8 protein-coding genes are annotated in these 20,539 nt (G+C 56.1%); all 8 read left to right on the top strand.

Annotated features, from left to right (window positions below; all coding sequences use genetic code 11):
- Positions 1–126: 126 nt before the first annotated feature.
- The 8 genes from D3879_RS25950 to wbjC all read left to right on the top strand — a co-directional run bounded on the left by D3879_RS25950 (position 127) and on the right by wbjC (position 20,444).
- Entirely contained in the window at positions 127–10,707 is a 10,581-nt protein-coding gene (locus D3879_RS25950) for a peroxidase family protein (protein ID WP_119957017.1), read from the top strand.
- Between the two features lie 391 nt (positions 10,708–11,098).
- The gene (locus D3879_RS25945) at positions 11,099–12,382 is read left to right on the top strand and encodes a Wzz/FepE/Etk N-terminal domain-containing protein (protein WP_119957098.1); all 1,284 of its coding nucleotides are present in this window, start codon (positions 11,099–11,101) and stop codon (positions 12,380–12,382) included.
- 422 nt (positions 12,383–12,804) lie between these two features.
- Complete coding sequence (locus tag D3879_RS25940) at positions 12,805–14,091, top strand: Wzz/FepE/Etk N-terminal domain-containing protein (protein ID WP_119957016.1); 1,287 nt, start codon at positions 12,805–12,807, stop codon at positions 14,089–14,091.
- 536 nt (positions 14,092–14,627) lie between these two features.
- The gene (locus tag D3879_RS25935; RefSeq protein WP_158592129.1) at positions 14,628–15,728 is read left to right on the top strand and encodes an EpsG family protein; all 1,101 of its coding nucleotides are present in this window, start codon (positions 14,628–14,630) and stop codon (positions 15,726–15,728) included.
- Positions 15,721–16,962, top strand: coding sequence for an MATE family efflux transporter (locus tag D3879_RS25930; RefSeq protein WP_119957014.1), 1,242 nt, complete (start codon positions 15,721–15,723; stop codon positions 16,960–16,962). Before D3879_RS25935 ends, D3879_RS25930 begins: the two co-directional genes overlap by 8 nt.
- Entirely contained in the window at positions 16,959–18,191 is a 1,233-nt protein-coding gene (locus D3879_RS25925; protein WP_119956382.1) for a glycosyltransferase, read from the top strand. The genes D3879_RS25930 and D3879_RS25925 overlap by 4 nt, the downstream gene beginning before the upstream one ends.
- A gap of 102 nt (positions 18,192–18,293) precedes the next feature.
- Positions 18,294–19,322: a polysaccharide biosynthesis protein gene (locus D3879_RS25920; protein WP_119957013.1), complete on the top strand. Its 1,029-nt coding sequence runs from the start codon at positions 18,294–18,296 to the stop codon at positions 19,320–19,322.
- A 3-nt stretch (positions 19,323–19,325) separates the two neighbouring features.
- Entirely contained in the window at positions 19,326–20,444 is a 1,119-nt protein-coding gene (gene wbjC / locus D3879_RS25915) for a UDP-2-acetamido-2,6-beta-L-arabino-hexul-4-ose reductase (protein WP_119957012.1), read from the top strand.
- Positions 20,445–20,539: the final 95 nt, after the last annotated feature.

Below are 20,539 nucleotides of genomic sequence, written 5' to 3'. Positions count from 1 at the left end.
GACTCGGCGTGGCTGTGATACCAGGTCCTGCCGTTTTTGTTCATTGAGTCCAACACTAAACCACGTGTTTCTAGCCGTCTTTTATGCACGTGGTTTCCTGACTTATTAAGCATCGAGGAAACAGTCATGGCCGATTTCATCAAATCCGATCTTGAGTTCATTCTTCAGCAAATCTTCATCGCCGAGGCGGATGCGGACGGTGCGAGTCTCACTGATTTGCTGCCGAACTCAGTGGTCCCCTTTGGTCTGCGCACGGTCGATGGATCGTTCAACAACCTGCTTCAGGGACAGAGCTTGTTCGGCGCAGCCGACACGCTGTTCCCACGGCTTACCGACTCGGTGTTCCGTCCGGCGGAGGGGGGCACCACCTACAGCCAGACGAGCGGCCTGGTGATCGACTCGCAGCCGCGGATCATCAGCAACCTGATCGTCGACCAGACCATCACCAACCCGGCGGCGGTGCAGGCTTTTGTCGATGCGGGCCTGGGTACCCTGGCCCCCGATGGCACCCTTGTGGACCTCAATGGTGTGCCGATTCCTGCCGGCCAGCCGCTGTTTATCCCCAATACGGCGCCGGACGAGGGCCTGTCGGCGGGGTTCAACGCCTGGTTCACCTTCTTTGGTCAATTTTTTGACCACGGCCTCGACCTGGTGCAAAAGGGCGGCAACAGCACGGTGTTCATTCCGCTGCAGCCTGACGATCCGCTGATCCCAGGCCCGGACGGCATTCTTGGAACTCCCGATGATCTACCGGCAGCCCTACAATTCATGGTGGTGACGCGGGCCACCAACCAGCCCGGCGCCGACGGCATTCTGGGCACCGCGGACGACATCCACGAGCAAACCAACCAGACGACTCCGTTCGTCGATCAGAACCAGACCTACACGTCGCACCCTTCGCACCAGGTATTCCTGCGCGAATATGTGCTGAACGCAGCGGGTGATCCGGTCGCGACCGGACGTTTGATTACCGGTACAGCGGGTGGGATGGCGACCTGGGCCGATGTGAAAGCTCAGGCGCTCACTAAACTCGGCATCGTCCTCGACGATCTCGACGCCCTGAATCTGCCGCTGTTGGCAACCGACGCCTATGGCAACTTCATTCCAGGTGCGAACGGTCTACCGCAGCTCGCGACCGCGGGAGGCCTGGTCGTAGGTAACCTGGGGGCGCCAGTGGATGCCTCCCTCGCGATTCGTACCGGCCACGCGTTCCTTCTCGACATTGCCCACGCCGCCAACCCGCTGAACAGTCAGACCGGTTTGCCGCTAGCTGCGGACTCCGACAGCGCGGTAGGGTTGTCAGAAACGGGCACCTACGACAACGAGCTCCTCGATGCTCACTTCATCGCTGGCGATGGTCGGGTTAACGAAAACATCGCCCTGACGGCCGTTCACCATGTCTTTCACTCCGAACACAATCGCCTGGTCGACCAGACGAAAAGTGTCATCCTTGCCTCCAACGATCTCGCCTTCCTGAACCAGTGGCTCACGAACCCGCTCCCCGCGGGGACGACGTTCCCGCTAACACAACCAGCGATCGACGCCCTGCAGTGGAATGGCGAGCGTCTGTTCCAGGCAGCGAAATTCGGCACCGAGATGCAGTACCAGCACCTGGTGTTTGAAGAGTTCGCACGTAAGGTCCAGCCGATGGTCGATGTCTTCCTTGCTCCGGAAGGCTTCGATACCACCATCAACCCGGCGATCGTCGCCGAGTTCGCGCACGCGGTGTATCGCTTCGGCCACTCGATGCTGCTGGAGACGGTGGATCGCCTCGACACCAACTTCGTCTCCAGCGAGATTGGCCTGATCGCGGCCTTCCTCAACCCGCTCGAGTTTGCCCCAAACGCCATCAGTGCCGATGAAGCCGCGGGTGCCTTGGTGCGCGGCCTGACCCGGCAGCAGGGCAACGAGATCGACGAATTCGTGACGGAGGCGCTGCGCAACAACTTGCTGGGCCTGCCGCTGGACCTGCCGACCATCAACATGGTGCGCGGCCGCGATACCGGCGTTCCTTCTTTGAACGCGGCGCGCCGTGAATTCTATGAGATGACCAGCGACAGCCAACTGAAGCCCTACACCAGTTGGGTCGACCTCTCGCAAAACTTGAAGCACGAGCTGTCGGTCGTCAATTTCATCGCCGCCTATGGCACGCACAGCAGCATCACCGGTGCGACGACGCTGGCGGACAAGCGCGCGGCAGCCTTGAACCTCGTGTTCGGCGATGCAACATTGACCGGGCAGGCTGCGATCGACTTTGACGCAGACCGTCTCGCCTTCCTGAACGGCCCTGCGGCGACCACCGGCGTCGATGCCATCGACCTCTGGGTCGGCGGCCTCGCCGAGAAACAGATGCCCTTTGGCGGCCTGCTCGGCTCGACCTTCAACTTCGTCTTCGAGACGCAGATGGAGGCGCTGCAAAACGGCGACCGTTTCTACTACCTGTCCCGCCTGGCGGGGCTGAACTTCCTCACCGAGATGGAGGACAACTCGTTTGCCAAGTTGGTGATGCTCAACTCCAACGCGACTCACCTGCCGGCCGACATCTTCTCGACGCCGGGCTTTATTCTCGAGGTCGACCCGAGCAAGCAGTTCACCGGTCTGAATGAACCCGGTGCGGACGGCATTCAGGGCACCGGCGACGATGTTGCCGGCGCGGACGGCCGTGCCAACAACTCCGATCCTCTGGGCGGCAGCGCCCTCGTTCCGCTGGTGATTCGCGACAATCCCGCCACCGCGGCACTCGACGCCAACTACCTGCGCTACACCGGTGAAGACCATGTGGTGCTCGGCGGCACGAATCCAGGTAACGCAGCCAATCCCAGCGGCAACGACATCCTCATCGCCAGCATCGGCGACGATACGCTCTGGGGCGATGGCGGCAACGACAGGCTCGAAGGCGGCGACGGCAACGACAATATCGAAGGCGGCGCCGGCGACGACATCATCACCGACATGGGCGGCGACGACACCCTCAAGGGCAACGACGGCGACGACGTCATTCATGGCGGCAACGGCTTCAACCTGATCCTCGGCGGCAACGGCAGCGACTTCATCATCACCGGCGAGGACGTTTCCGAGACCTTCGGCGGCCAGGGCAACGACTTCATCCTCGGCTCCCAGATGAACTTGCCAACCTTCGGCAACGAAGGTGACGACTGGATCGAGATTGGCACCTCGGATGGCGCCGGCGGCGACAACTTCGACCCGCAAGAGGCCGGCACGGTGATCGGCCATGACGTCTTCATCACCGGTGGCGGCTTCGATGAAGTCGACGGCGAAGGCGGCGACGACATCATGGTCGGCTCCGATGGCGAGGACCATTTTGGTGGCGGCGGCGGTTTCGACTGGGCCAGCTACAAGTTCGATCAGTTCGGCGTGAGCGTCGACTTGACCGTCAACGACTTGATTGAACCGCCGGTGGCGCCCTCGAACCAGGGCGTCCTCGATCGGTTCGCCCAGGTGGAAGGGCTGACGGGATCGGCGTTCAGCGATGTGCTGCGCGGCGATGATGCCGACGCGGCCGAGATCCGCACCGGCGATGCGCAGGACAGCACGCTCAACCTTGCCGGCATCGGCCTCATCGACGGTATGCAGGCGTTCCTCAATCAAATGCTCGGGACAGCCGCAGTACCGGTCGTGACCTCGTTCGGCGAGGGCAACATCATTCTCGGTGGCGGCGGCAGCGACATCATCGAGGGCCGCGGCGGCAATGACCTGATCGACGGCGACCGCTGGTTGAACGTGCGCATCGAGGTGGCCAACGATGCCAATGGCAACCCGCCGCCAATCACCAGCGTCAATAGCCTGACCGAGTTGGTGCCCTTTATGCTTTCGGGCGAAATCAAACCCAGCCAGCTGAGCATCGTCCGTGAAATCAACACGGCCGCCGCCGCCTTCGACACGGCCATGTTCTCCGACGTCCGTGCCAACTACGACGTGGCCACCGTGAACGGCGTGACCACCGTCACGCACCTCGTTCGCGACGGAGGTGGAGTCATCATTCCTGGAGGCGTCGGCACCGACGGCATTGACCGTCTCCTCAACGTCGAGCGGCTGCAGTTCGCCGATCAGGCGGTCACCCTGTCCGGGACCAACGCTGGCCCGCAGGGCTTGCTGACGATCAGCGACACCACCCCGGCAGTGAACCAAGTGTTGACCGCCTCGGCGGCGGGCGTGACCGATGCCAACAATCCCGGAGCAATCACCGGTCCCATCAGCTTCATCTGGCAGGTCGAATTGGTCGCCGGCACGGGCATCTTCCAGGACATCGTGGCGCTCGGTGGCGGTAATCCTGCGACCGCGCACGGCAATACCTTCCGCGTCACCCCCGACCTCGACGGGTTGGCGCTGCGCGTCAGGGCCGTCTATCAGGATGCCAATGGCGTACTGGAGAACGTGTTCTCGGCGCCCACCACGGTGGTTACAGGCGTCGTCGCCGTTCCGCTCCCACCGGTGCTTCCAGCCGAGAGTCCAGTCGTCAGCCCAGGCGGTGGCCTCCACCTGATCCGCGCCGACCTGCAGTTCATTCTCGATCAGATAAAGATCGCGGAGAGCCATCCGGACGGTAATGTCCTCGACTCTATCTCGAACTCACGCCTGCCGTTCGGCCTGCGCACGGTTGACGGGACCTTCAACAACCTGGTTCGGGGACAGACCAATTTCGGCGCGGCGGACCAAGACTTCCCGCTGTTGTTGGATCAGCAGTTCCGCAATGAGAATGACGAAGTCCCATTCTTTGGCGTTGGCAACACCAACTACGCCTCGACGACCAACGTCGTCGACTCCGACCCGCGCATCATCAGCAACCTGATAGTCGATCAGACGATCACCAACCCATCGGCGGTGCAGGCCTTCGTCGAAGCGGGGCTGGGTACCCTGGACGTTAACGGTGTGCTCTTGGACCTTAACGGTTTCGCTATCCCAGCCGGCCAGCCGCTGTTTATCCCCAACACCGCGCCAGACGAGGGGCTGTCAGCCGGCTTCAACTCCTGGTTTACGCTCTTCGGCCAGTTCTTCGACCACGGCCTGGACCTGGTCGACAAGGGCGGCAACGGCACGATATTCATTCCGCTGCAGCCAGACGATCCACTAATTGCCGGGGACGATGGCATATTCGGCAACGCCGACGACCTGCCGGCGGCACAACGCTTCATGGTCTTGACCCGAGCCACCAATACAGCGGTTTTTGCCGGCGCGGATGGAGATCTAGGCACGGCTGACGACATCCATTTCCAGAACAACCAGACGACGCCCTTTGTCGATCAGAACCAGACCTACACCTCGCACCCCTCGCACCAGGTGTTCCTGCGGGAATACGTGCTCGTCGATCACGACGCTAATGCTCTAACGCCCTTGCGCCCTGTCGCCACCGGCCGGCTGCTCGATGGTGCCGACGGCGGCCTTCCAACCTGGGCCGACGTCAAGGCGCAGGCGCGCGCCATGCTGGGTATCGAACTGGATGACCAGGACGTACTTAATCTGCCGCTCTTGGCTACCGATGCCTACGGCAAGTTCATTCCGCACCCGAACACCGGTTTCGCGCAGATCGTCGTAGGAGGGGTGCTGCAATCGGGCACGCCGGCCCTGCCGATCGATGCCAGTCTGGCGGACCGCACCGGCCATGCCTTCCTCGATGATATTGCACACCACGCAGCCCCTGGCCTGGTCGACCATGACAACAACCCGGCTACTCCGATGATTCAAAAGGTGGCGGACAGCGATCCCGGTACAACGGATGATGGCAACCCGCTGACGTATGACGATGAGCTGCTCAATCGTCACTTCGCCACAGGCGATGGCCGCGGCAACGAGAACATCGGCCTGACCGCCGTCCACCATGTGTTCCACTCCGAGCACAACCGGATGGTCGAGCACACCAAGGATGTGGTGGTGGCGTCCAACGACGGGAGCTTCGTCAATCAATGGCTGCTTGCTGGCGCCAATCAAATCACGCAGGCGCAGCTCGACGCCATCAATGCGATAGTTGATTCAACCGCCAAAGCCGCGGCCATCGACGCGCTGGGATGGAACGGTGAACGTCTGTTCCAGGCCGCGCGTTTCAGCACCGAGATGCAGTACCAGCACCTGGTGTTCGAGGAGTTCGCCCGCAAAGTCCAGCCGCAAGTCGACGTATTCCTGATGGAAGGCCAAGGCTACGATTCGACGATCAACCCGGCCATCGTCGCCGAGTTCGCCCATGTCGTGTATCGCTTCGGCCACTCGATGCTGACCGAGACGGTGGATCGCCTCGATCCCAACTTCGTGTCGAGTGATATCGGCCTGATCGAGGCCTTCCTCAACCCGGTCGCGTTCAATAATGATGGCGCTCTGACCGCCGATCAGGCTGCCGGCGCCATTGTGCGCGGCATGACCCGGCAGGCCGGCAACGAGATCGACGAGTTCGTTACCGAGGCGCTGCGCAACAACCTGCTGGGTCTGCCGCTCGATCTGCCGACCATCAACCTCGCGCGTGGTCGCGATACCGGCGTGCCGTCGCTCAACGCGGCACGCCGGGAGTTCTACAACTCCACCGGCGACAGCCAGCTCAAGCCGTACGAGAGCTGGGTCGATCTCGCGATGAACCTGAAGCACGAATCGTCGGTGATCAATTTCATCGCGGCCTATGGCACGCATGCGGAGCTCATCGCCGCCGACGTCAACACGCTAGCGGAGAAGCGCGCAGTAGCCGCAGCCTTGGTTCTGGGCGGAAGCGCCGTGATCAATGCCGGGGGCGTCGGGGGCGCAGAGAGGACGTTCGTTGCGGACCAAGCGGACCGCCTCGCCTTCCTCAATAGCACAGGCATCTACGCCAATTTGGCGAACGGTGCGACCACCACCGGCGTCGACGTCATCGACCTCTGGGTCGGCGGCCTCGCCGAGCGGCAAATGCCGTTCGGCGGTCTGCTCGGCTCGACCTTCAACTTCGTGTTCGAGAACCAGATGGAGAAGCTGCAGAACGGCGATCGCTTCTACTACCTGGAGCGCACCGCGGGGCTTAACTTCCTCACCGAACTGGAGAACAACTCGTTCGCCAAATTGATCATGGCCAACACCGATGTAACACGCCTCCCTGGCGACGTGTTCTCGACACCGGGCTTTATCCTCGAGGTCGACCAGACCAAGCAGTTCAACGCAGATCTGGGCAGTGCCGATCCACTCGGCGGCAGCCTCCTCACACCGTTGGTGATTCGGGATAACCCGGCGACGCCGGGCGCCGATACCAACTACCTGCGCTACACCGGTGAAGACCACGTCGTCCTCGGCGGCACGAGTCCAGGTAACCTCGCTAACCCCAGCGGCAATGACATCATCATCGCCAGCATCGGCGACGATACCCTCTATGGCGATGCCGGTAACGACAGGCTCGAGGGCGGCGACGGCAACGATATGATCCTCGGCGGTGCCGGCGACGACATCATCACGGACAAGGGTGGCGACGACAACCTGCAGGGCGGCGACGGCAACGACGCCATCCATGGAGGTAACGGCGTCAACCTGATCCTCGGCGGCTTCGGCAACGACTTCATCGTTACCGGCGAGGACGAGGCGGAGGCCTTCGGCGGCACGGGCAACGACTTCATCTTCGGCGTTAAACCGGTCGAAATGCTGTTCGGCAACGAAGGCGACGACTGGATCGAGCACGGCATGGCCGATGGCAGTGCCGGCGAGAACTTCGACACCCGCGGGTTGGACTCGATCATCGGCAACGACGTCTTCATCGGCGACTCTGTAGCCGACAGGATGTTGGGTGAAGGCGGCGACGACATCATGGTTGGCAACGGCGGCACGGTGGATCGCTATATTGGCGCCTCCGGCTTCGACTGGGCCCTCTTCAAGGACGACCCAGCCGGCGCGAATGTCGACCTGCGCCTGCGCGCCTTCGATGAAACGCCGGTGCCGCCGTCGAACGGGTCGGTTCTTGCTCGGTACGAATCGGTGGAAGGTCTGTCGGGATCGGCGTTCAGCGATATCCTGAAGGGCGATGATGCCGACGCGGCCGCGATTGCCGCCTCAGGCTTCACGGGCAGCGTGCTGACCAATATCGGCCTGATCAATGGTCTGCAGACGTTCCTCGACAACACCATTGGAGATGGCATTACCCCCGTGACCTCGTTCAGTGCGGGCAATATCATCCTGGGCGGCAACGGCAGCGACATCATCCAAGGCAATGGCGGTGACGACCTCATCGACGGCGACCGTTGGATGAACGTGCGCATCAGCGTGCGTGCGAATGCGGACGGAACGGGCGCCGAGATCGCTACCACCGACAGCATGACCGGGATCCTGCAGAACAAGTCTGGGGTGCTGGCGGGCACGCCGGCAGGCCTTACCCTGCAGACGGCCGTGTTTGCGGGGACTATCAATCCCGGCCAGCTCAGCATTGTCCGTGAGATCCTGCCTGGGAATGGCGGCTTCAACTTCGACACCGCCACGTACTCGGGCCTTCTCGCTGATTACTTGGTCACGGAGGTCTTTCACGATAACGGGACGGCCGACACTGCCGACGACTTTAGCTCCTTCACGGTCACGCATCTGCCCGACCCGGTTACGGGAGTCGCCACTGGCATAGACGGCACCGACAGCCTCTTCAATATCGAGCGGCTGCAGTTCAACGATCTGTCGATGGTTCTTGTCGACGGCTTGAACGCCGGACCGCTGGGCCTGGTGACGCTCAACGACAGTACACCTGAAGTCGGCTCGCTACTGGCGGCGTCGGTGGCCGGGGTGAGCGATGCGAACAATACCGCTACTGGCGGCGCCATCACTGACCCCATCGCCTACTTCTGGCAGGCTGATGTTCGCGGCGACGGCGTCTTTGAAGACATTATCGTGGCGACCGGGCTAGGAGACGTACACGCGGAGGGTGCGACCTTCAGGGTAACGGCGGATCTAAATGGGCTGGTGTTGCGAGTCAAAGCTATCTATAAGGACGCTAACGGTGTACTCGAGACTGTGTTCTCGGCACCGACCGCGCCGACTGCGCCATTCTCGGTCCAAGACGCGCCGTTCGGCACCATGCTGATCAGCGACACGACGCCCCTTGCCGGTCAGCAGTTGACCGCAATCAGAGCGTTCACCGATCCCGACGGCCCGGCCAACCCGGCGCTTTCGTATCGGTGGGAAGCAAGAAGCGGTGCAGACCCCTTCACCCCTATCTCTGGCGCGACCCTGGCGACCTTCACACCGACACTGGCGCAGATCGGTCAGCAGCTGCGAGTCGTCGTCAGCTACACCGACGACCTCGGCAAGCTTGAGACGGTGACCTCGGCGGCGACGGGGCTGGTGGGGTCTCTCATCATCGGCACTCTAGGGGACGATGTGCTTAACGGCACGGCGGGCGGCGACGAGATCCAAGGGTTAGGCGGTAATGACGTCATTATCGGTGGGGCAGGTGCCGATACCATGGCCGGCGGCGCTGGCGACGATGTCTATGAAGTCACCGACCTCGGGGACGTTGTGAGCGAACTCGCCGGTGCAGGAGCCGACACGGTCTGGACCTCGCTCGCGAGCTACACGTTGGGTGCGAATGTCGAGAACCTGTTTTTCGGCGGGGTCGGCAACTTCGCGGGCACCGGCAACGCGCTCGCCAACACGATCGTGGGTGGCGCAGGTAACGACACACTCAACGGTGGCACTGGTGACGACGTCATCATCGGTGGCGGCGGTGCCGACACGATGGTCGGCGGCGGTGACAACGATGTCTATGAAGTCACCGAGTTCGGGGACGTGGTGAGCGAACTCGCCGGTGCAGGCTCGGATACGGTCTGGACCTCGCTCGCGAGCTACACGTTGGGTGCTAACGTCGAGAACCTATTTTTCGGCGGCACTGGCAACTTCGCGGGCACCGGCAACGCGCTCGCCAACACGATCGTGGGCGGTGCGGGTAACGACGTCATCATCGGCGGGGGCGGTGACGACTTCATGGCTGGTGGTACTGGACACGATGTCTATGAAGTCACCGATCTCGGGGACGTTGTGAGCGAACTCGCCGGTGCAGGCTCCGATACGGTCTGGACCTCGCTCGCGAGCCACACGTTGGGTGCGAATGTCGAGAACCTGTTTTTCGGCGGCACTGGCAACTTCTCGGGCACCGGCAACGCGCTCAACAACATCATCCATGGGGGCATAGGCAACGACACCCTCAACGGTGGCGCTGGTGGCGACGTCATCATCGGTGGCGGAGGTGCTGACACGATGGCCGGCGGCGATGACAGCGACATCTATGAAGTCACCGAGCTTGGGGACGTGGTGAGCGAGTTCGCCGGTGGAGGCTCGGATACGGTCTGGACCTCGCTCGCGAGCTACACGTTGGGTGCCAACGTCGAGAACCTGTTTTTCGGCGACACTGGCAACTTCTCGGGCACCGGCAATGCGCTCGCCAACGTGATCGTGGGCGGTGCGGGTAACGACGTCCTCACCGGTGGCGCCGGCAACGACACGCTCATCGGCGGCCTCGGCAACGATACTTTCGTGTTTGCCGCGGGTTTCGGCAACGACTCGATCCAGGGCTTCGACGTCGATCCAGCCGGAGGGCAGGACTTGCTGAATATCGCGGGGCTGGGGATCAACAGCGCGACGTTCGCTGCCAACGTGAGCATAGCGGCTGAAGGGGCGGACACGGTGGTTGGGATCGGCGTGGACACCATTCGCCTTGTCGGTGTCAGCAGTGCGGCCGTTGATCAGACGGACTTCAATCTGGCGGTATGAGGAGGCCACCAAAGCGGAGCAAGGCATAAGATGTTTCGGTGTGGGGTGACTAGTCGCTCCACACCGCATTTATTCGGGTCCCAATCGCGAGGCGGAAGCCGTTCCTTAACGGCTTGCCGCATTTCCCACATCCATGTGGGTCACAAGTTCGCTCCCCGAGCCCTATTGACCTTGCATAAGCGGAAGGGAAGACTGGGCTGGCTATGTAGGAATAGCCCCTGATTCTCAGACTGGGGCGAACAAATCAGCGAGACTATTGTCTCAACCGGCTAGGCACATGGGATGCGCCTGCTGCTACCTTCGCGAGAGGGGCCGGGCGTTCAAGGAGGGGACTGAAAAGTGATCGCATGACATGCGATATGCCATTGTTCAACCGGATCTCAGCCGACGTATGCGTGATCAACCACAGCAACCCTCCAATAACAACAATGAAATCGACCTGGTCGAACTGCTTCGATCACTGTTCCAGCAGAAGTACCTGATTTTAGCCGTCGCCAGCCTGGTCACCCTGATGGCGGCTGCTTATGCCTTTCTGGCAACGCCCTACTATCAGGTGCAGAGCGTGTTGCGCCCGGTGGACCAGGGCAGCCTCGATGAATTGAATGGCACCGGCGTCTACGAACTAACCCCGGCCGAGGCATTGAGCCGCGGCGCGGCGGGGCTCTCTTCCTACGAAAGTCGCCTCAAATTCTTCCGTGACCACCAGGAGCTTTTCACTGGGCTGGTCGAACCTGGGCGCTCGCTAGATCAGGTATTCGAAGAGTTCAACCGGTCGGCTTTTACTATGCTGCAGGCTGATCCCAAGAAGCCGAATAGCCTGAGCGAGTCCGTCGGTATATCGCTGACATACCCCCAAGGAGTGGATGGGGTGGCAGTGGTCAACGGTTTGGTTGCCTATGTGCTGGAGGCTGAGCGGGATCGAATTGCCACAGACCTGAAGGTGTTGATAGCTAACCGCTTGTTCGGTCTGGAGCAGAAGATCGAGGCGGCACGGGCAAGCTACGAGGCGAGCAAGCAGGCGCAAATCGCCACCCTGCTTGAGCAGGATGCCTTGCGAAGGGCTCAACTGCAGGATGAGTTGCAGGCCTTGCGCACCGAGTTGAAAACGCGTCGGGAAAGCCGCATCAAACGGCTCGATGAAGCAGCCCAGATAGCCGAGTCGCTGGGTATTCAGAATCCTACCACTCCTTCGGCCATGGCTGACGCTCAGCGCAAGGGACAGGTCGTCCGCACCGAGGTCAACAGCCGAGAAATTCCGCTCTATTTCATGGGCGTCGAAGCCTTGAGGGCTGAGCGACAGGCCTTGAGTGAGCGCCGCTCGGACGACTTTAGCGAGCCGCGAGTTGCCGAGATCGAGAAGGAACTGGCGTTGCTGAGCCGCAATCGCCAGGTCGAGATCCTCGAACAGCGTCATAACGAGGACCTGTACCTCAAGGATCTGGCGGAATGGCGTCAGGAGGCTGCTCAACTAAAAGGGATCAAGTTCGATACCGCCGGATTGCAGTTGGTCAGGGTGGATCAACTGGCGCTCGATCCGCTCACGGCCGTCAAGCCGAAGAAGGCGCTGATCATCGGCTTGGGCGGGGTTGCTGGCCTGATACTCGGTGTTCTTGTGGTTTTGTTACGCAATCTGCTACGGCCCAAGGCGGAGGCCATTGACTCAGACGAAAAATAGACCCGCAGGGTGCGCTATGCGCATCATGGGGCTGCTCAGGTGGTGCGCACTGGCGCCCTCCATGGCTTTTGGTAGGAGCGAGCTTGCTCGCGAAGTTCTTATGCCACCGCCATTCGCGAACAAGCTCGCTCCTACAGGTTCTGTGCTTTTCGAAAGAACTTTCTGCAACAGCTGAGATGGATGTCAAAAGATTCCCGCCCGTCAGCCTGCGAACGCCCAGTCTTTGTCAAGGCTTGTAATGTCATCCACCGCTGGCACAATGCTGCAAAATCTCCGCTAGCGGGAAGGGTGCATAGCCCTTGTGCCAAGCTGCTCCAGATGTGAGAGGCAGCATGGCTGAATAGGACAACAACAAGATTTCAAAGGTCGTTGCCCCCCAGTTGGCGAGCCGGTCACACCCTTTTTGAAGATGGATCTTAGTCGTGAATGCGATCTCTCCCGCGGTACAACAGACATCTAATGATGAAATCGACTTGGCTGCGCTATTTCACGCGCTCTGGGAGCAAAAGCTGCTGATTGCCCTGGTGACCTTGCTGGTCGGCATGGCCGCGGCGGCGTATGCCTTCCTGGTCACCCCCGAATACCAGGTGCAAAGCGTACTGCGCCCCGCGGCGATCAAGGATCTCGATGCCTTGAATCGCACCGACGTTTATGAGCTGACGCCTGAGCAAGCTATGCAGCGCGTCGGGGCTGCGTTGGAATCATATGACAGCCGGCTGGGTTTCTTTCGCGCCAACCAAGGCCTGTTCGAGGCCTTGCGCCAGCCTGGTCGAAGCCTTGAGCAAACCTTTGAACGCTTCAATCAGGAAGCGTTCAAGATGTTGCAGCCCGACCCGAAAAAGACCGAAAAACTGAGCGGCTATGTGGGCGTCCAGTTGACTTACCCCAAGGATGTCAATGGCATCGCGCTCGTCAATGGTTTGGTTGAACATGCGATTCAGTCAGAGCGCGAGCGCATCGATTCAGACCTGAAAACCGTGATCCAGAATCGTCTGAATCAACTTGAGCTGAAGATAGCCGCGGCCCGCGCTAACTACGAGGCGAGTAAGGAAGCCACGATCGCCAAGCTGATCGAGGCCGATAGCCTCAAGCGTGCGGAGTTGCAAGATGAGCTCAAGGCCTTGCGTCAGCAGTCGAAGACCCATCGCGACAACCACATTACCCAACTGGAGGAAGCGATCCGCATCGCCAAGGCGCTGGGTATCAGCAAACCCACGACGCCTTCCGCATTAGGGGAGGGGGAGCGTGCGGGGCAAGGCAGTGTGATCCGTACCGAGGTCAACAATAAGGAAGTTCCGCTCTATTTTATGGGCAACGAAGCGTTGGAAGCTGAGCGTAATGCGCTGCTGCAACGCCGCTCCGACGACTTCACCGAGCCGCGTATCGCGCAGATCGCCAAGGAGCTGCAGTTGCTGGCGCACAATCGGCAGATTGAAGTGCTCAACCAGCGCGAAAATGCAGACCTGTTCCTCAAGGACCTGGCTATCTGGCGCGAGGAGGCCGCGCGCTTGCGGAGCCTTCAGGTCGACGTCTCCGACCTCAAGCTGGTTTCCATCGATCAGGTCGCCGTGGAGCCATTGCGGCCAGTCAAACCTAAGAAAGCGCTGATCCTGGTATCGGGCGTGGTGCTCGGCGGCATGCTGGGCTTGTTCATAGCCCTGCTGCGCAACCTTTTGCGCCGTAAATCCAGCGCTATTGCACCGGCCTGAAAAACATGATTTCCACAGCCCTCATGGTTGGGGCTGTCTCTTGGTAAGCAGGCCGCACGACCTGTAGGAGCAAGCTTGCTCGTGAAAGACGGTGGTGCAAGAGCTTCGCGAGCAAGCTCGCTCCTACAAAGAACACCGCATACAAATTCACCTTAATTAAAGTTCTGATTTACAAGGGGCGAAATGTCCTACACCTTTGGTGCGAGAGCCTGGATTCTACCAGAGGTGGCTTCCCGGGCTCTCGTTTCAAGCGGTGCACTTGTTCGGTGAGTTAAGGCGAGCTATCGTTTACTCGGCTCGTCATAAGTAAGTTGTTGTGGTCAAGGTGTTGGATGGTGTGCTTGTACAGCGCACGGCAAGTATTGCTAGCTGAAAATGTGTGGGCAAAAATTTAAATCTACTGAATAGATTTATATGTCTATCTAGATTTTGTGATCTGTGGGGTTGGAGTGTTATTTTATATTTCTCTAATGGCTTTATTAGTTCCATTTTATCTGTACGAGCTGTTCTTCTGTCAAAAAGTAAAGACTTATGGGGTGGCCATTTTTCTTTCGCTTTTATATTTCGTGCTCGTGGCTGGGTTGCGAGATGATACTGGCTATGATTGGTATGTTTATCACGCAATTTATGATGGGGTTTCCACGAGTTCTGATCTCTCAGACGCTGTAAGTTTTGGGTATGAGAAAGGATCAGAACTGGGTTTTTCTGTTTTCCTGTATTTTTTGAGTTTTTCGGGAGCCGGCTTCTGGTTGCCTCAAATTTTAGTTTGCTTGTTAAATCTCTATGCCTTCGTTCGGCTGAATAATTACCTCGGTAATGGTGCTGTTAAAGGTCTTCTGGTCTATTACTGCTGGTTATTTCTGGTGTTGCAGATGGGCGTTATGAGGATGTCTATCTCATTGTCTATACTTTCCTTGGGGCTAATATATCTGTTGCAAAGAAATAATGTTAAGTTTCTGGTGTGTGTGTGTCTTGCATGTGTGTTTCATGTTTTTTCTTTAATTATTGGTTTTGTCATGTTTTTGGCTAAGCTGAACTTTCCAAGAAGAATTATGGTGCCTGTTTTGCTTGTGTTGTCGGTTTTGTATTTGTCGGGTATTGATACTTTAGGTGTGGTTCTGTATCAGCTTTCTGGTTACATGCCGGGATTCGTTTTTTCAAAAGTTGATTTGTATTTAAGGCTGGGGGATATGTATCAAAGAGGAGTGGGTGAGTTTTTATATAAGTTTTTAATTGTTGTGGTTTTTATTTTTTTGCATTCCAGGTTGGATTGGCTTAGCCGGATTGAACGATATCTCTTAAATTTAAGCTTTATTTATTTAATCTTTTTGCTGCTATTTTGGAAGTATCCAATTTTCCATGATCGCGTTAAATACTTTGTAATCATGCCTTATTTTTATCTTTTTTTTATTATTTTGAATAAATTAAATTTAATTAATAGGCTTTTTTATGGTTCGGCAGTGTTGCTCATGAGTGTCATGATCCTTATTCATGAGGTAACACGGCCAGGATTTTACCCCTATACGCCATATTTCAATATGTATGAACGATGGCTGGGAGGGGGGGGTAATGACGGAGAAGAACGAACACTAAAGTACTATCGAGAATATGAGTTAGAAATGGGGTTGGGTGAGTGAGTTGAGGAGGGCTATTTATATAGGCTGCTCATTTGCGTTTAAGCCGCTATGCTCCCTGGTGGTTTTAAGAGCTTTGGCGGGCAGCTTTGGCGAGGAAGGTTTCGGTTATCTTACGCAGTACATGGCTTTTTTGGCGGTAGTTTTTGGTTTGTCTTTGGGAGGGGCAAGTAACTACTTGATTAAAAATCTTTCTCAAACTAGTCGAGTTGTAGCGTGCGAGAAGGAGGTTTCTGTCGTTTTCAGTTATGGTTTTTTATTCTTATGTTTGCTAGCAATTTGTTTTGTTTTCCTGAAAGGTAGTCTTGAGGAGTTCATATTTTATAGGAGTGTCTCTTGGTGGGTCATATTTTATATTTTGATTGTTTTTTTTATTTCGAATGTTTGCGGAATATTGATGGCTGTAGCGCTGGCGCAGGGGAAAACTAACAGATATGTTCTTGCTAATATAGGTGGGGCGGCATTATTCGTTCTTATAGTAGTTTGTCTGGTTTTGGTTGGCGCTGAGGATGGCATTTATTGGGCTTTGCCACTTTCTTATATTCTTCCTGTGGTATTTTTATATCGTACCTTTGAGGGGAAAATAAGGCTGGACTTTAAACTTCTTTGGGCGAATAGGCGGCTAGTTCAGGTTTTCAGGTTCTGCCTTATTGTCTATGTCGGACTTGTATCTATACCGGTGATCAGTATTCTTGTTCGGGAAAGTTTTCATCAGCAATTTGGAGCGGTTGAACTGAGCTATTGGCAAGTTGCGGTGAAGATCTCAGATACTGTACAGCAGTTTTATGGCATGTTTTGCTCTGCTATACTGCTTCCGTACCTTTCTCGAAAAATAGGAGACTTTCACTTTTCTGGCTGGTTTAAAAAATTGCTTGGGGTTTCGGGAGTTTATTTTCTGGGCGCTCTCATAATTTTTTCATTTCGGGAATATTTTGTGTCTTTGCTATTTGGTGAAGGTTACTCATCAGCAAAGAATTATGTTTCATACTATTTGATAGGTGACTATTTCAGGGTGTGCGCATTGTTTTGTAGTTTTACACTTATATCTGCTGATAGGTTTGGCCGTGCTTTGATTTTTGAGTTTTTGCAAGGTTTGTTGTTTGTTAGTCTGTTCTATTATTTTTCCATGGGGAATAACTCCATTGATGTGGGTTACGCTTATATATTGACTTATTCTATTTGCTTCTTGGTAATGCTTGGGTTTGTGTTTAATTATTTTAATGGGCGAAGGATATGAATTTACTTATTTTGTGTACTAAGTACTCGCTCGAAGAGGGATGCTCTTGGTTGACTGATAGTCTGGCTGAAGAGCTTGTGGAAACACATAAAGTTGTCGTGGTTTGTTTGGATTGGTCGGGGCAGTACAAAAACGATTTCCATATTGTGAAAAATGGTGTTGAGGTTTATGTTTTTTCAACGCAAAGAAAATTCTTCAGAGGGCGATTCGGGAAAATATTAAAGTGGTTTTTCTCAGCGGCATCGATTGCGCCTTCAGTGCGGAGAATATTTAAGGATTTTAATTTCGATCTTGTTGTAAGCTTCTCTCCTGCATTGATTATGAAGCCGCTGCTCAAAGCATACAAAAAACAAGGATGTCTGACTTACCTCATACTTTGGGACTTTTTCCCAATTTATGACTCTGAATTTGGGTTGATACCGAAGCCTTTGAAGCCGGTTCTTAAATTTGTAGAGAATGGTGCTTATAATGACTATGATCGAATTGGTGTTATGTCCCCGGAAAATTTATCTTTTTTGAAGGGAAATTTTAAATTGCGTTCCGAGACTGCGGCAGAGGTTTTAAGTATTTGGGGGCCAAATAATGTCATGGTCCGTAGCTCGCAGAAATATATGGATGCTAGAAAGTCGAATGATTTTTGTGATGATTTAATTTGTGTATTCGGTGGTCAGTTGGTTCGTGGGCGAGGTATAGATAAAGTGATTGAGCTTGCTATTTATGCTAAGCGTCAGAAAATTTCTGCTAAATTTTATATATTTGGTGATGGCCCTGAGCGTGAGAAAATACTGTCAGATATCATCGCGTATGATGTAAGTGATGTTGTAGTGTATAAGGGTTTTAAACCGCGTGATGAGTATATTCGCTTTTTAGTTGGTGCGGATTTGGGGTTGGTTTTTAATTCTGGCGCTGCTGTTGTGCCTACATTTCCATCTAAATCTATCGATTATCTCCGGGCGGCTGTGCCCATTCTTGCATATGTTGAGGATGCCACTGATTTTGGAAATATTTTAGAGGGCAATATAAGAGCGGGCTGGAGTGCTTCACCAAGCAATAATTCAAAATTATTTGAGAATTTTTCTGCAGTTGCTCAAATGACTAGAGAGGATCTTTTTTTAGTTGGCGCCCAAGGGCAGGCTTGGTATTTAGAAAACATGACAGTGCGTAAAATATCGAGTCAGTTAGTTTTGTGCCGCTCAGTCGGTCATGATGAGGAAGATATTAAGATGTAATGCGGTGATTTTTTTGGGGGTGTTGGCATAGGGTTTATTATGTCAAAATAAAGTTTTCTTATGGGTTTTTAACTCTTACAAATGCAATAGGGGGAGCATAATATGTTTGTCGGCAAAACTTTGATGATTACGGGGGGGACTGGGTCCTTTGGTAATGCGGTTCTCAAACGCTTCCTCGACACTGATATCGCTGAAGTCCGCATCTTCAGTCGCGACGAGAAGAAACAGGATGACATGCGCAAGCGCTATGCCAATTCCAAACTGAAGTTCTATATCGGTGATGTGCGCGACTACCAAAGCGTGCTCAATGCGACCCGTGGAGTGGATTACATCTTCCATGCCGCAGCGCTCAAGCAAGTGCCGTCTTGCGAGTTTCACCCGATGGAAGCGGTCAAGACCAACGTGATCGGCACCGACAACGTGCTGGAGGCAGCGATCCAGAATGACGTCAAGCGCGTAGTCTGTCTGAGCACTGACAAAGCGGTATATCCGATCAACGCCATGGGTATTTCCAAGGCGATGATGGAAAAGGTCATGGTCGCCAAGTCACGCAATGACAACAAGACCGTCATTTGCGGCACCCGTTACGGCAATGTTATGGCCTCGCGTGGTTCGGTGATCCCGCTGTTTATCGAGCAGATCCGCGCCGGTAAGCCGCTGACGCTAACCGACCCGAACATGACCCGCTTCATGATGACCCTGGCAGATGCCGTGGATCTGGTGCTGTATGCCTTCGAGCACGGCAACAACGGTGACCTGTTCGTGCAAAAAGCGCCGGCAGCCACTGTAGAAACTCTGGCCAAGGCGCTGACCCAGATGCTCGATATGTCCGAACACCCTATCCAGGTGATCGGCACCCGCCATGGCGAGAAGCTTTACGAGGCGTTGCTCAGCCGCGAGGAAATGGCTTGTGCTGAGGATAGGGGCGAGTACTTCCGTGTGCCCCCGGATCTGCGCGATCTCAACTACGCCAAGTTCGTGGAGCAGGGCGAGGAGAAAATTTCTCGCACCGAAGACTACAACTCACACAATACCGAACGGTTGGATGTGGAAGGTATGCAGCGCTTGTTGCTCAAACTGGATTTCATGCGTGCCATTCAGCGTGGCGAACACGCAACGCCTGAGGAGTGACCGATGAAAGTGCTGATTACTGGTGCCAATGGTTTTGTTGGCAAGAACCTGGTTGCGCACCTGAGTGAGCGTAAAGACATCGAGGTGCTTTGCTTCATACGTGGGGATGATGTTGCTCAGTTGCAGGTATTGATGCCCGAGGTGGACTTTGTGTTTCACCTGGCCGGAGTGAATCGCCCGCAGGATCCGCAAGAGTTCAAGACCGGCAATACCGACCTGACCCAGGCACTCTGTGATGCAATAGAAGCCAGCGGCAAGCTTGTGCCCGTGCTTTACACTTCATCCAGCCAGGCTGAATTGGACAACCCCTACGGCAGCAGCAAGCGTGGTGCCGAAGAGGCGTTGCTCGAGCTGGCCAGCAAGCATGGCTCTGCGGTGTATTTGTTTCGACTGCCCAATGTCTTCGGCAAGTGGGCTCGCCCGAACTACAACTCGGCGGTCGCGACCTTCTGTCACAACATTGCCCGTGATTTACCTATTCAGATCAACGATCTGCAAGCACGCATCAATCTCGTGTATATCGACGATGTGGTCACTCACTTCATCGCGGCGATGGATGGCCAGTCGCTTGGTGAGCCTTTCGTCAGTGTCGAACCGCAATACAGCATCAGCGTAGGAGCGTTGGCCGAGCAGCTGCAGGCATTTCGCGACAGCCGCACAAGCCTGATCAGCGAACCGGTTGGAACAGGCTTGGTGCGTGCGCTGTACTCCACTTATGTCAGCTACCTGCCGCCGGAGCGTTTTACCTATCAGGTGCCCAAGTACGGCGATCCGCGAGGGGTATTCGTGGAAATGCTCAAGACAGGTGATAGCGGTCAGTTCTCCTACTTTACAGCGCATCCTGGAGTGACCCGTGGAGGGCATTACCATCACTCGAAAACCGAAAAATTTCTGGTGATCAAAGGCAAGGCGTGCTTCCGCTTCCGCCACATCGTGTCTGGGGAGTTCTACGAGCTGTTCACCACCGGCGAGCAACCGGAGATCGTCGAAACCGTCCCGGGCTGGACCCACGACATCACCAATGTGGGTGATGAGGAAATGATTGTGATGCTCTGGGCCAACGAGATTTTCGACCGTGAGCGGCCGGATACCTACGCAAGACCGGTAGGGACTGAGGCATAGTATTTCGGCAACTGCGGTTGCTCCGTTGGCGGTGGCAGAGCGTGACAAGGACGTGCCACCATAGGGGCTTTTTTTGTACCTGGGTGCTATCCCGC

The organism is Pseudomonas cavernicola, from assembly GCF_003596405.1.
Lineage (GTDB): Bacteria > Pseudomonadota > Gammaproteobacteria > Pseudomonadales > Pseudomonadaceae > Aquipseudomonas > Aquipseudomonas cavernicola.
Note: the sequence above shows the minus strand (reverse complement) of the source record. Positions and strands in the feature narration are given on the sequence as shown.